Annotated in this window: 16 protein-coding genes; 10 read left to right on the forward strand and 6 right to left on the reverse strand. The window is 61.9% G+C overall.

Annotation, left to right across the window (positions count from 1 at the left end; translation table 11 throughout):
* Positions 1 to 155: 155 nt before the first annotated feature.
* Positions 156 to 1,583 carry a DnaJ-like cysteine-rich domain-containing protein gene (locus JCM17207_RS06375; protein ID WP_238316787.1) on the forward strand — a complete coding sequence of 476 codons (1,428 nt, stop codon included), beginning with the start codon at positions 156 to 158 and terminating at the stop codon, positions 1,581 to 1,583.
* Between the two features lie 117 nt (positions 1,584 to 1,700).
* On the opposite strand, the gene JCM17207_RS06380 is transcribed toward JCM17207_RS06375, so the two are convergent.
* From JCM17207_RS06380 to JCM17207_RS06390, 3 genes are read right to left on the reverse strand one after another with little or no spacing between them, the layout of a single operon-like run.
* Positions 1,701 to 2,543 carry a transporter substrate-binding domain-containing protein gene (locus JCM17207_RS06380; protein WP_238316788.1) on the reverse strand — a complete coding sequence of 281 codons (843 nt, stop codon included), beginning with the start codon at positions 2,541 to 2,543 and terminating at the stop codon, positions 1,701 to 1,703.
* Between the two features lie 22 nt (positions 2,544 to 2,565).
* Positions 2,566 to 3,330 carry an amino acid ABC transporter ATP-binding protein gene (locus JCM17207_RS06385; RefSeq protein ID WP_238316789.1) on the reverse strand — a complete coding sequence of 255 codons (765 nt, stop codon included), beginning with the start codon at positions 3,328 to 3,330 and terminating at the stop codon, positions 2,566 to 2,568.
* 16 nt (positions 3,331 to 3,346) lie between these two features.
* Entirely contained in the window at positions 3,347 to 4,030 is a 684-nt protein-coding gene (locus tag JCM17207_RS06390) for an amino acid ABC transporter permease (RefSeq protein ID WP_238316790.1), read from the reverse strand.
* 222 nt (positions 4,031 to 4,252) lie between these two features.
* Between JCM17207_RS06390 and JCM17207_RS06395 the strand changes: the two genes are divergently transcribed.
* Positions 4,253 to 5,350 (forward strand): NAD(P)H-dependent glycerol-3-phosphate dehydrogenase, encoded by a 1,098-nt coding sequence (locus JCM17207_RS06395; RefSeq protein WP_373871934.1) that lies wholly within the window; start codon positions 4,253 to 4,255, stop codon positions 5,348 to 5,350.
* Positions 5,351 to 5,456: 106 nt separating this feature from the next.
* A complete protein-coding gene (locus JCM17207_RS06400) occupies positions 5,457 to 6,755 on the forward strand; it encodes an MATE family efflux transporter (RefSeq protein WP_238316791.1) in 1,299 nt (432 codons plus the stop codon).
* 65 nt (positions 6,756 to 6,820) lie between these two features.
* On the opposite strand, the gene JCM17207_RS06405 is transcribed toward JCM17207_RS06400, so the two are convergent.
* On the reverse strand, positions 6,821 to 7,645 hold the full coding sequence (locus JCM17207_RS06405; RefSeq protein WP_238316792.1) for a helix-turn-helix transcriptional regulator: 825 nt from the start codon (positions 7,643 to 7,645) through the stop codon (positions 6,821 to 6,823).
* A 137-nt stretch (positions 7,646 to 7,782) separates the two neighbouring features.
* On the opposite strand from JCM17207_RS06405, the gene JCM17207_RS06410 reads away from it, so the two are divergent.
* Positions 7,783 to 8,898, forward strand: coding sequence for an ABC transporter ATP-binding protein (locus JCM17207_RS06410; protein ID WP_238316793.1), 1,116 nt, complete (start codon positions 7,783 to 7,785; stop codon positions 8,896 to 8,898).
* Positions 8,899 to 9,043: 145 nt separating this feature from the next.
* On the opposite strand, the gene JCM17207_RS06415 is transcribed toward JCM17207_RS06410, so the two are convergent.
* Both JCM17207_RS06415 and JCM17207_RS06420 read right to left on the reverse strand, forming a co-directional pair.
* Complete coding sequence (locus tag JCM17207_RS06415) at positions 9,044 to 9,655, reverse strand: thymidine kinase (protein WP_238316794.1); 612 nt, start codon at positions 9,653 to 9,655, stop codon at positions 9,044 to 9,046.
* A gap of 10 nt (positions 9,656 to 9,665) precedes the next feature.
* Positions 9,666 to 10,307: a redox-sensing transcriptional repressor Rex gene (locus tag JCM17207_RS06420; RefSeq protein WP_238316795.1), complete on the reverse strand. Its 642-nt coding sequence runs from the start codon at positions 10,305 to 10,307 to the stop codon at positions 9,666 to 9,668.
* A 168-nt stretch (positions 10,308 to 10,475) separates the two neighbouring features.
* Between JCM17207_RS06420 and JCM17207_RS06425 the strand changes: the two genes are divergently transcribed.
* From JCM17207_RS06425 to JCM17207_RS06450, 6 genes are all read left to right on the forward strand, one after another.
* A complete protein-coding gene (locus tag JCM17207_RS06425; protein WP_238316796.1) occupies positions 10,476 to 11,192 on the forward strand; it encodes a ClpP family protease in 717 nt (238 codons plus the stop codon).
* Positions 11,193 to 11,285: 93 nt separating this feature from the next.
* On the forward strand, positions 11,286 to 13,976 hold the full coding sequence (locus JCM17207_RS06430; RefSeq protein ID WP_238316797.1) for a DNA translocase FtsK: 2,691 nt from the start codon (positions 11,286 to 11,288) through the stop codon (positions 13,974 to 13,976).
* Positions 13,977 to 13,992: 16 nt separating this feature from the next.
* Complete coding sequence (locus JCM17207_RS06435; protein WP_238316798.1) at positions 13,993 to 14,640, forward strand: BglII/BstYI family type II restriction endonuclease; 648 nt, start codon at positions 13,993 to 13,995, stop codon at positions 14,638 to 14,640.
* On the forward strand, positions 14,633 to 15,325 hold the full coding sequence (locus JCM17207_RS06440) for an MT-A70 family methyltransferase (RefSeq protein ID WP_238316799.1): 693 nt from the start codon (positions 14,633 to 14,635) through the stop codon (positions 15,323 to 15,325). Before JCM17207_RS06435 ends, JCM17207_RS06440 begins: the two co-directional genes overlap by 8 nt.
* 39 nt (positions 15,326 to 15,364) lie before the next feature.
* Positions 15,365 to 17,410 (forward strand): YgiQ family radical SAM protein, encoded by a 2,046-nt coding sequence (locus JCM17207_RS06445; protein WP_238316800.1) that lies wholly within the window; start codon positions 15,365 to 15,367, stop codon positions 17,408 to 17,410.
* Positions 17,386 to 18,534 carry a ComEC/Rec2 family competence protein gene (locus JCM17207_RS06450; RefSeq protein WP_238316801.1) on the forward strand — a complete coding sequence of 383 codons (1,149 nt, stop codon included), beginning with the start codon at positions 17,386 to 17,388 and terminating at the stop codon, positions 18,532 to 18,534. Before JCM17207_RS06445 ends, JCM17207_RS06450 begins: the two co-directional genes overlap by 25 nt.
* Positions 18,535 to 18,612 lie beyond the last annotated feature (78 nt).

An 18,612-nucleotide genomic window follows, 5' to 3' on the forward strand; every position in this document is an offset into this window, starting at 1 on the left:
CACAGGAGGATATGTTATACTTTACAAAACAGAAGAACCGGAATAAAACATGAAAGTTCGGCGCGAGGCAGAGCAAAGGATTGCGGCCCTGGCCCGAAAGTGAAACCGTCCCATCTGAAATGCGTTTTCAGAGAAGATAAAAGGAGGAATCACAAATGTATTACGCCAACTGGAGGGAAAACGGTTCAAAAAAGAGGCGCCGCTGGCCCAAATGGGTTGCGGGGGCAATGGCGGCGGCGGTGCTGCTGGGGGCCGGCTGGATGGCGGTTCAGCCAGCACAGATGACCGCTCCGACCCTGAACCAGGAGAGCCGACCTGAGACCGCCGTAGTCCAGCTGCTGGGGGCGGCGCAGACGAAACCCGGACAATCCGGCTTTGTGGCCCAGACAACCAGCAGCAAAACACTGGTGGCGGACGCCCTGGAATCTGCGGGGGTAAAGCATGGCGCCTCTGAATTTATGGGGCTGGAATATTATACAGATACCTTATCGGTGGGCAAAGAGGAGCAGAGCGACGGCTTTTTGGTGCGTTCCTTCAGCGGCAGCGCGTCCGACTACAACGCCCTCAAAGCCTATGTGGATCTGCTCTGCTCGCAGTATGATTTTGCGTTGGTGGGTACGCCGTATTACAAGAAGATAACTGACACATTTTTCGAGTTCACCCTGCGGTATACGGGGTCGGCTTCCCTCTCCGGCCAAAAGACCCCGGGCACCTTTGTGGATTATGAAGGGAATATGATGATCTACGGCACCATTGATGGGAACCGGCTGAAGGGCGCGATCTGGTACGACCGAAAGCTGACAACCTATGATGGCGGCTACCGGTACGGGAAATCGTCGGTCCAGACCGATCTGGTGGGGGATTCGATTACTGCGGGGCTGTATCGTATGTCCAACGGCAGTTATGCCACCTCCGACGGCCGGCTTCAGGCGGCGGTGGGCCGGGCTGTCCTCGTTCAGGATGGCAAATCCTCGCAATGCACCGCCACATATACTTTTTCCGCTGATTCCAACCGGCAGGAGATCCTTGTGACGGACAAAAACGGGATTCCGCAGATGAAATTCTATTTCCCGGCCACCTACACCATGACGACCGGACAGATTTATGCAGAATCTGAGTTTATCATCGAATCCAGTTACGCGGTAAAAGACGGGGGCCGCTTTGACCGGATGCCGGAATATACCTGGCCCTCCATGTTCGCCCTGGCCCACGGGGGAGGATACGTTGTCCCCGTTTTGGGAATGTCTGGTGATATGCAGCGGGTCAATGTGCGGGTCATGTACTCAGACGACTCGGTGAGCGTATTTTATGCCTGCGCCCAGATGGACAGCGCGCCCTATCAGATAGAGGCTTTGATCGCTGCCCGCCCCACAAAGGCGGCGGCCGGGCAGCAGGCTTCGGGCGGGTCGTCCAACTGGTGTTCTGCCTGCGGCGGCAGCGGAAAATGTTCTTCCTGCGGCGGCTCCGGCAAGGTGCGCAAGCTGCTGGCCGGGACAGGGGAGTGGGTCCAGCAGGACTGCACCTCCTGCCGCCCTGCCGGCTCCGGCAACTGCCCCTTCTGCGGCGGCTCCGGCACAAAATAAGAGGCGCGGCCTAAGACTTATTGATTCGTTGAATATGAAAAAATCCGCAGGCTCTGGGCCGAAAACCGGTCCAAAGCCTGCGGATTTGTTTTTTAGCAAGAGCGCCGTTGCGGCGGTTCAGGACTCGGAAGAAATATCGGTGCCGAAGTACCGCTGGGAGATCTCGGCCAGGGTGCCGTCGGCCCGCAGTTCCTCAATGGCCTCGTCCAGGGCGGCCAGCAGGGTGGCGGTCTCCTCGCCTTTGCGCACCGGGATGCAGACCTGAGAGGCCTCGTCGGTCAGGGCCACGATCTTAAAGTCCGCCTCGGGGTGGACGTTCAGATAATCGTAGAAGGAGACGTCGGCGTTGAGGGTGGCGTCCACCCGGCCCGCCACCAGCATCTGGATGGTCTCGTCCAGGGTGTCGATGCCCAGGACCTCGGCCCCGTAGGACTCCGCCAGGGTCATATAGGTGCTGGCGATGCTGTTGGCGGTGGTCTTGCCCGCCAGATCCTCGAAGGTGGTGATGTCGGTGTTGTCCGACCGGACCGCCAGGGCGGTGTGGATGTAGCCGTAGGGGACGGTGAAGTCGTAGGTCAGGGCCCGCTCCTCGGTCAGCTCCACGCCGTTGCAGACGATGTCATACCGGCCCGAATCCAGACCGGCGAAGAGGCCGTCCCAGGCGCCCTCCACAAACTCGGCCTTGACCCCCAGCTTTTCGGCCAGGGCGGTGGCGACCTCTACGTCGTAGCCCACCAGTTTGTCCGATTCGTCGTGGTAGGTCCAGGGAGACCAGGCGCCCTCGGTGGCCACCACCAGGGTGCCCCGGGTCTGGATGGCCTCCAGCAGGTCCACGGGGGCCGGCCCGGCGGCGCTGGAAGCGTCGGCTGCGGTGCTGCTGGAAGCCGAGCAGCCGCTCAGCTGGACAACCCCTGCCGCGCCCAGAACGGCCAGCAGGGAGATAAAGGTTCTTCTTTTCATGGCAAAATATCCTTTCTTTGGTTCAATCGGCAGAGGGGGCGGCGGTTTCTTCCGGGTGGGTGATCCGCCGGAGGAAAGCCCGGGTCCGCTCCTCTTTGGGGCTCGCGAAAAATTCCTTGGAGGGGCCCTGTTCCACCACATGGCCCCCCTCCATAAAGATCACCTTGGAGGAGACCTCCCGGGCGAAACTCATCTCGTGGGTGACCACCAGCATGGTCATCCCCTCGGCGGCCAGCTGGCGCATCACCGCCAGCACCTCCCCGATCAGCTCGGGGTCCAGGGCGCTGGTGGGCTCGTCGAAGTAGATGATCTCGGGGCTGGTGGCCAGGGCCCGGGCGATGGCCACCCGCTGCTGCTGGCCCCCCGAGAGCTGGTGGGGGAAGTAGTCCCGCCGGTCGGCCATCCCGACTTTCTCCAGCATTTGCAGCCCGATGGCCTCGGCCTGGGCCTTGGGCATCTTCCGGGCGGTGATCAACCCCTCGGTGACATTCTGGAGGGCGGTTTTGTTCCGGAAAAGGTTGTAGTTCTGGAAGACGAAGGCCGTCTTTTTCCGCAGGCGGGCGATCTCCCGGCGGGTGATCCGGCCCAGGTCGAAGTCCTCGCCGTCAAAGACCAGCCGGCCGCTGTCGGCCTTCTCCAAAAAGTTGATGCAGCGCAAAAGGGTGGTTTTGCCCGAGCCGCTGGGGCCCAGGATGGCCACCACGTCCCCCTTTTCCACCGTGAGGCTGACCCCTTTCAGGACTTGCAGCTCCCCAAAGGCTTTGTGCAGGTTTTCCACTTGGAGCATCCGAAAGCCCCCTTTCTCACTGGAAGCCCCGGGCGTTGAGGTATTTTTCGCCCAGGTGCTGAATTTTGGTCAATACGGTGCAGAAGATAAGATAGATCAGGGCCACCTCGCAGTAGAGGGGCAGGAAGAGATAGGTCCGGGAGGCGATCCGCTGGGTGGACATGAACATCTCGGCCACCGTGATGTTGGCGGCCAGGGAGGTATCCTTCACCATCCCGATCAGGGAATTGGACAGGGGCGGGAAGGCTGTCCGCAACGCCTGGGGCAGGACGATCCGCCGCATGATTTGGAGCCAGGACATCCCCACGCAGTAGCCCGCCTCGATCTGGCCCTTGGGCACCGATTCCAACGCCGCCCGCATGGTTTCGGCGCAGTAGGCCCCCTCGTTGATGGAGAAAACAATCACCGCCGTGGGGAAGGCGTCGATCACCACCCCCACGTTGGGCAGGCCGTAAAAGACGATGAAGAGCTGGACCAAAAGCGGGGTGCCCCGGATGATCCAGATGTAAAACCGGGCCAGCTGCCGCAGCACCGGCACCTGGGCGAACTGCACCAGGGCCACCACCACCGAGATAATCATGGCGAAACTGAAGGCCAGCACCGTCAGGGGGATGGTGACGGTCAGCCCCGGCAGCAGAATTTTGGGGAAGGCTTCGATCAATACATCCAGCGTCCGGCTGGAAAAAAGCTGTTCTAACATAGTGGGTCTCAATTCCTCTTGCGCCGTGGGCGCTCTGAAAATGGCATTTCCTACCTGCTTACTATAACATTAAATAAAGAGAATGGCAAATGCTTTTTTTCGATTCCCCGCCATAGGCAAAAGGTATGATCCGGCGGGGCCAAACTTGTGCAGAATGTCAAGCGAACCGGGGCCCCCGGCTTGACGGGGCAGGCCCTTTCGGGTACAATGAAACCAACAAAGATGCACGGGCCGGTTTTTTGCCCCGGCCCCCGCGAGGCAGAAACAGAGTGGAGGTTTTTCAACGTGAAGGAACGCAAGATCGGTATTTTGGGCGCCGGTACCTGGGGCATGGCCCTGGCCCGGATGCTGACCAACAGCGGCAACGACGTGCTGGTCTGGTCGGCCATCGAGCAGGAGATCGATAACCTCTCGGCTGCCCGGGTCCACCCCAATCTGCCCGGGATGGTCATCCCCGAGGCGCTGCGGTTCACCAAGAGTCTGGAGGAGGTCTGCTCCGGCAAGGATATCCTGCTGTTTGCGGTACCCTCGGTTTTTGTCCGCTCCACGGCGGCCAAGGCCCGGCCCTATATCCGGGACGGCCAGGTGATCGTGGATGTGGCCAAGGGCATCGAGCCCGAGACCCTCTTCACCATGACCGAAGTCCTGGCCGACGAGCTGGGCAAGGAGGACGGCCCCAAGGGCCTGCGTCTGGTGGCCCTGTCCGGCCCCACCCACGCCGAGGAGGTGGCCCAGGACCTGCCCACCACCATCGTATCCGCCAGCCCCGACCAGACCGCCGCCGAGCTGGTGCGGGATGTGTTCACCAACACCTGCATGCGGGTGTACACCAACGCCGACTGCAAGGGCGTGGAGCTCTGCGGCGCCATGAAGAACGTCATCGCCCTGGGGGTGGGCATTTCCACCGGCCTGGGCTACGGCGACAACACCCGCGCCGCCCTCATCACCCGGGGCATCGCCGAGATCGCCCGGCTGGGGGTGGCCATGGGCTGCAACCTCCAGACCTTCGCGGGGCTGGCGGGCATCGGCGACCTGATCGTCACCGCCACCAGCCGCCACAGCCGGAACAACCGGGCGGGCTTTTTGATCGGCCAGGGCCGCACCCCCGAGCAGGCCGTCAAGGAGGTCGGCATGGTGGTGGAGGGCATCAACGCCCTGCCCGCCGCCATGGAGCTGTCCGAGCGGTACCAGGTGGAGATGCCCATCGCCAAGACGGTCAACGCCATCGTTCGGGAGGGGATGAGCCCCGCCGACGCGGTGCGGGCCCTGATGGACCGCAACCCCAAGGACGAGACCGCCGCGGGGTACCAGGATTTCTAAGAAATTGGGCAAATTTTGACGGGCGAACCCAAAACAGCCTGCTGCCCTTGCCGCACCCTGGCGGCGGGGGCAGTTTTTTGCGCCCGGTGTGAAAAGCGAGGAACCTATGACCCAGACCAAAACCTATACCAAATACGTCTCCCAGAACATTCTCGGCCAGCTGGGGGTGTCCTGCTATATTCTGGCGGATACCTTTTTCATCTCCCAGGCGGCCGGGGCCGACGGCATCACGGTGCTGAACCTCTGCCTGCCCCTGTATAACCTGATCTTTGCCGTTGGCTCCATGCTGGGGCTGGGGTCGGCCACCCGGTTCGCCATCCTCCGCAGCCAGGGGGATGGCCGGGCCCACCGATATTTCTTCAACGCCCTGGTGTGGGCGGTCCTCTTGGGGCTGCCCTTTATGGCGGCGGGGCTGCTGGGCCCCGGCACCCTGCTGCGCTGGATGGGGGGCGACCCCCAGATCGTGGCCCTGGGGCTGGGCTATACCCAGATTTTTCTTCTCTTCGCCCCCTTCTTCATGATCAACTATATCGTCCAGGCCTTTGTCCGGAACGACGGCGAGCCCGCCCTGGCCATGGCGGCCACCTTGTCGGGGAGCCTGTTCAACATTGTGTTTGACTATATCTTCATGTTCCCCATGGGGCTGGGGCTGCCCGGCGCGGCGCTGGCCACCGCGGCTTCCCCCATCGTCAGCGTGTTGATTTGCAGCCGCCACTTTTTCAAAAAGGAGAGCGGCCTCCGGCTGGAACCCCGGCTGCCCTCGGCCCGGCTGCTGGCCCAGAGCTGCCAGCTGGGGGTCACCGGCTTTGTGGGGGAGATCTCCTCCGGCGTCACCACCACCGTCTTTAACTTTTTGCTGCTGGGCCTGGCGGGCAACCTGGGCGTGGCGGCCTACGGCGTGGTGGCAAACTTCGCCCTGGTGGCCACCGCCATCTTCAACGGCGCGGCCCAGGGCGCCCAGCCCCTCATCAGCGACTGCTACGGCCGGCGGGACATCGCCGGGGCCCGCCATCTGCTCCGGCTGGGGCTGGCCACCGCCCTGGTGCTGGCGGGGCTGCTCTACGGGGCGGTGTTCTTCTTCGCCGAGCCCATGGCGGCCCTCTTCAACAGCGAGGGCTCGGCCCAGCTGGCGGAATACGCGGCCCGGGGCCTGCGGATCTACTTTGTGGGCTACCTCTTGGCCGGGGTGAACATCACGGCGGCGGGCTACCTCAGCGCCATCGACCGCCCGGCGGGGGCCTTTGTCCTCTCCATCTGCCGGGGCGCGGTGGCCATCGTGGGCTGCGCGGTTCTGCTGTCGGCCCTCTTTGAGATGGACGGCATCTGGTGCTCCTTCGGGGCCGCCGAGCTGCTGACCGGCCTGTTGACCCTCTATTTCCTCCGGCGGGAAAAGAAAACCGCCTGAGCGTTTAAGGCATAAAGAAAAATCCTGATCGGACGACATGTGCGTACGATCAGGATTTTTTTTCGTTAGATGTAGAGTGCCTGCTCCCGCTGCATCTCCTCGGGGGAGAGGTCGGTGAGGGCCGTCCGAGCCGCCAGGGCCCGCCACTGGGCGGGGGTCTGGCCGGTCTCTTTTTTAAAGACCCGGCAGAGGTAGTTTGCCCCCGAGAATCCGCAGAGGCTGGCCACCACGTCCAGGGTGTATTCCCGGTGGAGCAAAAGCCGCATGGCCGCCTCGATCCGCACGTTGGTCAGGTACCGCCCCGGGGTCATGTTCACCGCCGCCGTGAACACCCGCACCAGATGGCTCTTGGAGACCCCCAGCCGCTCGCTGAGTTCCTCCACCCCATAAAGGCCCGCGTAGTTTTTCCGGATGTCCTCGATGGCGGCCGCCACCAGCGGGGGCAGGGCAGGGGCGGTGCTGTCGGCGTCGGCCAGCTCACACAGCAGGCCGAACACCAGCTGGCTCCGCATCCGGCTGGGGCTGTCCGCCTCGGCGGCCAGCTGGCCCACCAGCTCGGCGGCGGCGGGGCAGGTCTCGCCCCGGGCCAGAAAGGGCAGGCTCGCCAGCCCGCTGAGAAACTGGGCCGGGGCCAGCCCGGTCAGCTGGACGCAGAGCAGGTGACAGCTGCCCTGGGGGGTCAGGTTCAGGGGGGCCCGGCTCAGGATCAGGGCCCCGGCCTGGGCGGTCTGGGGCGGCAGGGCCCCCGCCGTATCCGCCAGGGCCGCGGCACAGCTGCCGCTGGACACCAGGCAGACCCAGAGACCTTCCCCCGCCAGGGCGACCGGCGTTTCGGCCTGGAGATCCCGCACAATCCCCAGGTCCGCCGTGGCTTTCCAGTCGTAAAGCAATATCTGACACCTCAAATCAATATAATGCTATTTTATATCACAAAATTGTCTGGTATTATGATACCAGTGAATCAGCCCACCGTCAAGTGTGGGAGCGGAACAACCTGAAACAGATTTCATAATGGAGGAAAGAACCTATGGCTTCGATCAGCTGCCGGCATATTTACAAGATCTACCCGGGCGCTACTGCCCCGTCTGTGACCGATTTCAACCTGGAGATCCAGGATAAAGAGTTCATCATCTTCGTCGGCCCCTCTGGCTGCGGCAAGTCCACCACCCTGCGGATGATCGCCGGCCTGGAGGAGATCTCCAAGGGCGAGATGTACATCGGCGGCCGCCTGATCAACGACGTTCCCCCGAAGGACCGCGACATCGCCATGGTGTTCCAGAGCTACGCTCTGTACCCCCACATGACCGTGTATAAGAACATCGCCTTCGGCCTGGAGCTGCGCAAGACCCCGAAGGACGAGATCGACAAGCGGGTCCACGAGGCCGCCAAGATCCTGGAGATCGAGCACCTGCTGGACCGCAAGCCCAAGGCTCTGTCCGGCGGCCAGCGCCAGCGTGTCGCCCTGGGCCGCGCCATGGTCCGCAACCCGGCCGTCTTCCTGCTGGACGAGCCCCTGTCCAACCTGGACGCCAAGCTCCGCACCAGCATGCGCACTGAGATCATCAAGCTGCACAAGAAGCTGGCCACCACCTTCATCTACGTTACCCACGACCAGACCGAGGCTATGACCATGGGCGACCGGATCGTCGTCATGAAGGATGGCATCATCCAGCAGGTCGATACCCCCCAGAACCTTTACGATATGCCCTGCAACATGTTCGTTGCCGGCTTCATCGGCAGCCCCCAGATGAACTTCCTGGACGGCACCCTGGTCAAGAAGGGCGACCAGTACAGCATCGACCTGGGCGGCGACCTGATCCCCCTGCCCAAGGAGAAGACCGCCGACGGCAAGCTGGACTCCTACGTCGGCAAGAAGATCAAGATGGGCATCCGTCCCGAGGACATCGACGACGAGCCCGAGTTTATGGCCAAGCACCCCGACTGCCAGCTGAATGCGGAAGTCGATGTTTCCGAAATGATGGGCGCCGAGATCTACCTGTACATGGAGTACAAGGGCAACAAGATGACCGCTCGCGTCGCGCCCACCTCCAAGGCCCGCAACGGGGACACCGTCCGTGTGGCGTTCGATCCCCACAAGGTCCACGTCTTCGACGTCGAGACCGAGCAGACCATCCTCAACTAATTGCCAGCAATCTCTCTCAACATCATCCGGCAGAGGCCCGACGGGGTAAAACCCGCCGGGCTTTTGTCCGCGCTGCCCTAGGGCAGGCATAAGAAAACCCCCTGACGTAAGCACCCAAACGTCAGGGGGAATTTTTTGTCTTAATTTACTTTCCGGCCCGCCGGGCGTAGAAGGCCGCCCGCTCCCGGAAATAACACTGGGGGCACATGCTGACGTACTGGACGTCGTTTTCCAGGTCGATGGCTACCTGTTCGCCCTCAAAGACGAACTGCCCGCCCACTTTCCGGACGTTGCAGGTGGCTTTGCGGCCGCAGGTGCAGATGGTTTTCATCTCCTCGATGGTGTGGGCCAGCTCCAAAAGACGGGTGGAGCCGGGGAACCCTTTCAAAGAGAAATCGGTCCGCAGCCCGTAGCAGATCACCGGGACGTTCAGCTCCACCGTCACCCGGAACAGCTGCTCGGCCTGCTCGGCGGTGAAAAACTGGCTCTCATCGCAGAGCACGCAGGCCAAGGGCGCGGCATGGGCGGCCTGGTCGGCGGCCACCGCCGCGAAGACATCCACCCCGGGGCCGATGAGCAGGTCGGCTTTCCGGCGGACGCCCAGCCGGCTCACCAGTTCGCCCCCGCCCTTGGTGTCGATCTGGGGTTTCAGGATCAAGACCCGCATCCCCTGTTCTTCGTAGTTATAGGCTACCTGCATCAGGGCGGTGCTCTTGCCGCTGTTCATGGCGCCGTAGCGGAAATACAATTTTGCCATGGGCGGCCTCTCAGTCCTGGTTCCGCAGCCGGAAGCCGAGGCTCATGAGGCTGTCGCCCAGATGGACGTTCTCCACAATCACATTGGGGTAGGGCACCGACAGGTCGTAGTGGGAGAAGTTCCAGAACCCTTCGATCCCTAGATTCACCAGCCGGCCGCTGACCTGCTCGGCCCCCTCCCGGGGGACGCAGAGGACCGCCACCTGGGGGTGGTGCTCGGAACAGAAATCCTCCAGCTCGTCGATGTGACGGATCTGGATGCCGCTGATGGTCTTGCCCACCTCGTCGGGGCTGGAGTCAAAGGCGGCGATCAGGGTGTAGCCGTTGGTGTTGGTGGTGATGAACCGGCTGACGGCTTTGCCCAGGCGGCCGCAGCCGATCAGGATAGCGGGCAGCCGCTCCCCGTTGCCGAAGAGCAGGCTCTCCAGGATGGTGAGCAGATTCTCCACCGAGTAGCCGATGCCCTGGCGGCCGTTCACATCCCCGATGCAGTTGAAATCCTGCCGGACCTGGGAGGCGGTGGTGCCCATCTGGGCGGCGAGCTCACGGGAGGAAATGCTGGTGATGCCGGTCTCCTGAAGGCCCTTGAGATAGCGGTAATATTTGGGCAGGCGCTTGATGACGGGAAGAGAGGCTTTACTCGGCGTGGTCATAGAAAATCTCCTTTTGCGGCAGCTGATCAGAATAAAAAGAGAATGTACTCTTTAGTATATATCATTTGAGCCGAATGTCAAATCCTCCCGGCCCGATCTTTAAGAAAATTTCATCAGGATATTTGCCGCCCGGCGGGGAAAAACTGAGAGAAAAAGGAGGCTGAACCCATGAACCACACCCAAAACGCCCCGTCGCCCACCCCCGAGGCCATCGAACAGGAGCGGCTGGAAAAAGAAAAAATCGAGGACCTGGGGGCCCTCAGCTGCACCCGGGGGCCCCATATCATCCACTGTCTCACCGTCATCGGCCAGATCGAGGGCCATGTGGAGGCCCCCCAGGGCCAGAAAACCACCAAGTACGAACACGTGATCCCTCAGCTGGTGGCGGTCCAGGAGGACCCCCGGATCGAGGGGCTGCTGGTCCTGTTGAACACGGTGGGGGGCGACGTGGAGGCGGGTCTCGCCCTGGCCGAACTGATCGCCAGCATCCGAAAACCCAGTGCCACCCTGGTTTTGGGGGGCGGGCACTCCATTGGGATTCCGCTGGCCGTCAGCGCCCAGCGGAGTTTTATTGTGCCTACCGCCACCATGACCGTCCACCCGGTCCGCCACTCGGGGATGATCCTGGGGGTGCCCCAGACCATGCGGTGGTTCGAGCAGATGCAGGAGCGGATCACCGGCTTTGTGGCGGGGCACAGCGGCATGAGCGAAAAGCGGTTCACCGAGCTGATGCTCCACACCGGGGAGCTGGTGCTGGATATGGGCACTGTGCTGGACGGCCGCCACGCCGTGAAAGAAAAATTGATCGACCAGCTGGGGGGCATTTCGGACGCTCTGAGCTGGCTTTACAGCGAGATCGAGAGCCGGGGCGGCGGCCCGGCCTGAGATTTTCCGCCGGGGCGCCATGGTTTGCCATTTTGTCCGGGTCGTGATACAATACAATAATGGCAAATCTTATGGAATACAGGTAGGGAAACTATGGCAACAAGAAAACGCAAATCCCGCGCCCGCCACGGCGGCGCTGCGGCCCGACGGGAGACCCGGGACCGGCTTTTGGCCAGCTGCGTCACCCTGTTCGGGGGGATTCTGCTGCTTTTGATCGCCTTCGTGGAGGGCGATTCGGTCTGGCGGGCGGCCCACACCGCCCTGTTCGGGATGTTCGGCTGCTGCAGCCTGGTGCTGGGGGTGGCCGTCTGTTATCTGGCGGTGCTGCTGGCCCAGGACGAGCCCCTGGCCCCCCGGATCTTCAAGCTCTTTTTGGGGATGCTCTTTGTCAGCGGGACGGTGATCGTCTTTTCGGACATCCCGGCCCAGGGGATGAGCTCGAGCCAGATGGTGGCCGCCTGCTATGAGAACGGCTACACCGCCTGGCTCAGCGGCGGCGCACTGGGGGCCGTGCTGGGGGGCACTCTGCTCTTGCTCTGCGGCCGCCCGGCGGCGAATCTCGTCATGCTGGCCCTAGCCGCCTGCGTCAGTTTTTATATCTTTGACCTGACCCCCGCCGACCTCTGGCAGTGGCTGGGCTGGGTCTTTGGCGGCGTGCGGGAAAAGGGCGTGGCCGTCTATGAGGAGGGCCGGGTCCGCCAGGCCGAGCGGAAGGCCGCCCGCCTGGCCCAGCAGGCCGAGGAGGAAGCCGCCCGGGCCGCCGAAGAGGAATACGAGGAAGAATACGACGAATACGACGAGGAGGAAGAACCCGCCCCGGGCTTCCGGATGCCCGGCTGGCTGAGCGGGATTCTGGGCCGGGGGCGGCTGCCCCGGGAGGACGAGGACGCCCCCGCCGAACCGGAGGAAACCCCCATCCGCACCGCCCAGCCGGTGGCCGAAGCGCCCCGGTTCCGGGCTTCCTTTGACATTGACCTGGGCCCCGACCACCCCGAGGAGACCCCGGCGGAAACTTCGCCCGAGGCCCCGGTGGTCATCGGCCCGGGCGGTACATTTGGGATGGACGCTCTGACCCCCGAGGCCCTGCGCCCCGAGGTCCCGCCGGCCGAACCGGTGGCCCCGGCTGTGCCCGGACCGGAGGCAGCCCCGGCCCAGCCCGCCGAGGAGGACGGCTGGATCCGGATCGACGCCGAGCCGGAGGAGGCCGGGGACCTGAACAGCCTGGTGGCCGCCGCCATGGAGAAACCCCAGGCCTCGGAGGAGGCCGCCGCGGCCGCCCCCATCCCCGAGGAGGAAGAAGCTGCCCCGGTGCAGCAGTACCAGTACCCCTCCATCGAGCTGTTTGACCCGCCGAAAGAAGAGCAGGACGAGAGCGCCCAGGCTGAGCTCAAGGCCAACGCCCAGAAACTGGTGGATACTCTGGAGAGCTTCGGGGTCAAAACCCGGGTACTGGATATCTCCCGGGGCCCCTCGGTCACCCGGTATGAGGTCCAGCCCATGGCGGGCGTCAAGATCAGCCGGATCACCTCTCTGGCCGACGACCTGGCCCTGAACCTGGCGGTGGCGGACGTCCGTATGGAGGCCCCCATCCCCGGCAAGCCCGCCGTGGGCATCGAGGTGCCCAACCGGAAAAAGACCGCCGTCAGCATCCGCAGCATCTTCGAGAGCCAGAGCTTTATGCACATGACCTCGCCTTTGACCATCGCCCTGGGCAAGGACATCGCCGGCGTGGCCCAGGTGGCGGATCTGTGCAAGATGCCCCACCTCTTGATCGCGGGCAGCACCGGCAGCGGTAAATCTGTCTGTGTCAACAGCATCATCATGAGCCTGCTCTACCGCTCCAGCCCCGAGGACGTGAAACTCCTCCTCATCGACCCCAAGGTCGTGGAGCTGGCCGAGTACAACGGCATCCCCCATCTGTTGATGCCGGTGGTCACCGAACCCCGGAAAGCCGCCGGCGCCCTGGGCTCGGCGGTGGCCGAGATGGAGCGGCGGTACCGCCTCTTCGCGGACAACAACGTCCGAGACATCAAGACCTTTAACAAGCTGGCGGCGGAAGACCCCATGCTGGAAAAACTGCCCTACATCGCCATTGTCATCGACGAGCTGGCCGACCTGATGATGGTGGTGGGCAAGGACGTGGAGGACTCCATCTGCCGGATCGCCCAGAAAGCCCGCGCCGCGGGTATGCACCTGATCGTGGCCACCCAGCGCCCCAGCGTGGACGTCATCACCGGCCTGATCAAGGCCAACATCCCCAGCCGGATCGCCTTTGCGGTGTCCAGCCAGGTGGACAGCCGGACCATCCTGGACGGCGCGGGCGCCGAGAAACTGCTGGGCATGGGCGATATGCTCTTTATGCCGGTGGGCGCCCCGAAACCCATCCGCATCCAGGGCACCTACGTCAAGGATGAAGAGATCAGCCGGGTGCTGGACTTCATCAAGGCAGGGGGCTCGGCCCAGTACGACGAGGTCATGATCGAGGCCATGGAGAAGCACACCATCCAGGAGAAGGGCGGCGGAAAAGATTCCGGCTCCGACGAGGAGGGCGAGGGCAGCGACCCGATGCTCAAACAGGCGGTGGAAGTGGTCATCGATGCGGGCCAGGCCTCCACCAGCCTGCTCCAGCGCCGGTGCAAGCTGGGCTATGCCCGGGCCGCCCGGATCATGGACGAGATGGAACAGAAGGGGATCATCGGCCCTTATGAGGGGGCCAAGCCCCGGGCCGTGCTGGTGAGCCGCCAGCAGTGGCTGGAAATGAATCTGAACCAGCCCGACGAATAAAAGAGAGGAATAAAACATGGAATACATAGATCTTGATCTCCAAAGTAAATTTGAGTTCCATAGTTATGGTCATGCGTTGGAAATCCTCCACGATGCTTTCCCGGTGGAGTGGGAAGAAGTGCAGACTTGTTTGCGCCAACTTCGGCTAACGATAGCGGATTTAAAAAAAGCGGGAGGAAACGAATCGCCGATTCCTAAAAAATTTGACAGTGTGCTCTATCCTTATGGCTGGAGAGAAATTCGCATCAGTGGAGATCTGATTGTTAAAAAGTATCTGCGACAGACTGCTCAAAGACGTGGTGGTTTTGCAGATCAGCCATATGAAACGGAAATAATTAAAGGCTATATTGATGGTCATAATATTGACTTTCTGAAAAATCGGGTTGCTTTTGATTTAGAGTGGAATAGTAAAGACCAGACTTTTGACCGGGATCTTTTAGCTATGCGGACTTATTTTGATTGTGGTTTGATTGATGTAGGCATCATTGTAACCAGGTCGGAAGAGTTAAATGATATTTTCCGAAAAGAAAATATTCTGGGAAAGTATGGAGCAAGTACCACTTGGATGGGAAAACTGATTACCAGGCTGGACTCACGTCGGAACGGCGGTTGTCCGATTCTGGCGGTTGGAATCAGAAAGGGGTGTGTAGAAGAAAATGGCTGATCTGGAAGGAACTCTGCAAAATTTTTGTGCATTTACTAGAGGAAAGAAGTACAATACCATTTATGCGGATCCTCCATGGCAGTTTCAGAACAGAACTGGAAAAGTTGCTCCGGAGCATAAAAGGCTGACGCGCTATGAAACCATGACTTTGGATGAAATTAAAGCGTTGCCGGTTTCTGAAATTGCAGGTGATAAGGCTCATTTGTATCTGTGGGTTCCTAATGCTCTTTTGCCTGTAGGGCTGGAAGTGATGGACGCATGGGGATTTGAATATAAAAGCAATATTGTTTGGGAAAAGGTGCGCAAAGACGGCGGACCGGATGGAAGAGGAGTAGGATTTTACTTTAGAAATGTGACAGAATTGATTTTATTTGGCATAAAGAAAAAAAGTGCACCCAATCGGACGCTTTCTCCGGCACGCTCGCAGGTCAATCTGATTCGGGCGATGAAAAGAGAACACAGTCGTAAACCGGATGAAATTATTCCGATCATAGAGGCGTGTAGCTCAGCGCCGCGCATCGAGTTATTTGCCCGTGGTGTAAGAGAAGGCTGGGATATGTGGGGAAACCAGGCTACAGCAGATTACGAGCCTACATGGAGCACTTATGCAAATCATACAGTAGCGCAATCTGAAGACAAAGCAAAGCTTGCTGCGGCATCCTCAGGCAGATATGAAAAAATTTGACCGCTTAAAATATTTTATGACCTAGTAAGGATCAATGCTATGAATAAAACGACCTGCACAGCATACACCGAGTTTCTGCCCATCTGCCGGGAGGATATGGCCCGGCGGGGCTGGGACGAGCTGGATTTCGTGGTGGTGGGCGGCGACGCCTATGTGGACCACCCCAGCTTCGGCACCGCCATCATCAGCCGCCTTTTGGAGGCCGAGGGCTACCGGGTGGGGGTGCTGGCCCAGCCCCGGTATACCGACTGCGAGGACTTCAAGCGGTTCGGCAAACCCAAATACGGCTTTTTCATCGGCGGCGGCAACGTGGACAGCATGGTCAGCCACTACTCGGTGGCCAAGATCGCCCGGGCCGAGGACGAATATTCCCCCGGCGGCAAGGCGGGGGCCCGCCCCGACCGGAGCGCCACCGTCTACACCAAACTGGCCAAAGAGGCCTACCCCGACCTGCCGGTGATCCTGGGCGGGCTGGAAGCCTCCCTGCGGCGGTTCGCCCACTACGACTACTGGCTGGACACCGTCCTGCCCAGCATCGCTGAGGACTCGGGGGCGGACCTCATCAGCTTCGGCATGGGAGAGCACCAGACGGTGGAGATCGCCCGCCGCCTGGCCGCCGGGGAATCCATCGAGACCATCACCGACGTGAACGGCACCTGCTACATGACCGATTTCGACCACCTGCCCGCCCGGTATGTGGAGTGCGCGGGGTACAAAAAGGTCGCCTCGGATAAAGTGGCCTACGCCAAGGCCTGCCGGATCCAGATGGACAACCAGGATGTGGTCAGCGGCCAGATCATCGTCCAGAAACAGAGCGAGAAATATCTCGTCCAGAACCTGCCCGCCAAACCCCTGGTGCGGTGGGAGCTGGATAAAGTTTACGCCCTGCCCTACACCCGGCGGTATCACCCCATCTATGAGGCCATGGGGGGCGTGCCCGCCATCCGGGAGGTGCAGTTCTCCATCATCCAGAACCGTGGGTGCTTCGGCGGCTGCAACTTCTGCGCCATCCAGCTCCACCAGGGCCGCCGGGTCACCAGCCGCAGCGCCGACAGCATTGTGGCCGAGGCCGAGCGGATGACCCACGAGCCCGATTTCAAGGGCTATATCCACGACATCGGCGGCCCGACGGCAAACTTCCGGTTCCCCTCCTGCCGGGAACAGATGCTCAAGGGAATGTGCACCGGCGGCAAGCACTGCCTGGCGCCCCAGGCCTGCCCCCACCTGATCGTGGACCACAGCGATTATCTGAACATCCTCCGCCGGGTGCGCCAGCTGCCCGGGGTCAAAAAGGTGTTCGTCCGCAGCGGCATCCGGTTTGACTACCTGATGGCCGACCCCGACGAGACCTTCTTCAAAGAGCTGGTGGAGCACCACGTCTCGGGCCAGCTGAAGGTGGCCCCCGAGCACTGCGCCCCCAACACCCTGGCCTATATGGGCAAACCCCCCATCGAGGTCTTTAACAAGTTCAAGGATAAGTTCTACGAGCTGAGCAAGAAGGCGGGCAAAAAGCAATACCTGGTGCCCTACCTCATGTCCAGCCACCCGGGCAGCACCCTCAAGGACGCGGTCTATCTGGCCGAGTACCTCTACAAAAACCACATGCGGCCCGAGCAGGTCCAGGACTTTTACCCCACCCCCGGCACCGTCAGCACCTGTATGTTCTACACCGGCCTCGACCCCTACACCCTCAAGCCGGTGTTTGTGGAAAAGACCGCCGAGGGCAAAGCCCTCCAGCGGGCGCTGCTCCAGTACTACGAGCCCCGGAACGCCGAAAAGGTGGTGAAGGCCCTCAAGATGACCCACCGGGAGGACCTGATCCCCCTGCTGGTGCCCGCCGAGGGCCGCCGGGCCGTCCAGCGGAGCGCCAAGCGGGCAGGGGAGAGCCCCGAGGTGACCATCCATCCCGACGGCAGCTACACCGTCCGCCACGGCCAAAAGGGGAAAAAGCCCGCCGCCCCGGCGGTGGCCCCGGGGGCACGGTTTGCGCCCCGGACCAAACCCATCAAGAAAAAAGCCGAGGGCGGCCCCGCTGCCCCCGGGAAGGAGAACGCAAAAGCATGGAATTCCAAAAAGAAAAAGTAACCCGCCCCGGGCTTTGGGCCCGGCTGGCGGCCCTGGCCCTTTCCTTTGTGCTGGCCCTGAGCCTTGGCGGCTGTTCCGACCTGGCGGGGGCCGTGGGGGATCTGGCGGGCCAGAACACCCCCAGCGCCCCCGTCACCGGGACCGAGGTCTCGGGGAATTTTGAGATGCACTTCATCGACGTGGGCCAGGCCCTCAGCGTCCTGGTCACCTGCGACGGGGTGAGCATGCTCTACGACGGCGGCAACGTGGACGACGGCAGCCTCGTGGTCTCCTACCTCCAGAACCAGGGGGTGGAGCGGCTGGAATACGTCTTTTGCAGCCACGCCCACGAGGACCATGTGGGGGGCCTGGCGGCGGCGCTGGCGGCCATCCCGGCGGGGCATGTCTACGCCCCGGTGACCTCGGCGGACACCAAATGCTTCTCCGATTTCGTCAAGTACACCCAGCAGCAGGGCCTCGCGATAGAAGTGCCCGCCGTGGGCACCACCTGGGCTCTGGGCGGGGCCACCGTCCAGCTTCTCGGCCCGGTGGCCCAGTACGACGACACCAACGACACCTCCCTGGTGCTGCGGATTGACTACGGCCAGACCAGTTTCCTCCTCACCGGCGACATGGAGTCGGACGCGGAGAAAGACCTGGTCGAGAGCGGGGCCAACCTGGATGTGGACGTCTTACAGGTGGGGCACCACGGCTCCGAGACTTCCACCAGCTATGTCTTTTTGAATGAGGTCCTGCCCGAGATGGGCGTGATCTCGGTGGGGACCGGCAACAGCTACGGCCACCCCCACGAGGCGGCCCTGAGCCGTCTGCGGGACGCCGGGGTGGACGTTTACCGCACCGACCTGATGGGCACCATCACCATCGCCAGCGACGGGACCAACTACACCGTGGGCAGCGAGCATTATGTGCCCACCGAACAGCAGAACCCCACCCTCACCGACGGCAGCGGCCAGATGGCCGCGAGTACCCCGGCCGAGACCACTTACATCGGCAATGTAAACTCCAAGAAGTTCCATCTGCCCACCTGCCCGAACCTGCCCGCCGAGCAGAACCAGATTCTTTTCTCGAGTTATGACCAGGCCATCGCCGAGGGGTACAGCCCCTGCGGTACCTGCCTGAAATAAGGTCTAAAATCCCTCCGGCCCCCGCCGGGGGGATTTTTTCGGCTGTGGGGAAAAACGGAAAATTGATTTCCGGTCCTC

It is taken from the genome of Faecalibacterium gallinarum (assembly GCF_022180365.1).
GTDB lineage: Bacteria > Bacillota > Clostridia > Oscillospirales > Ruminococcaceae > Faecalibacterium > Faecalibacterium gallinarum.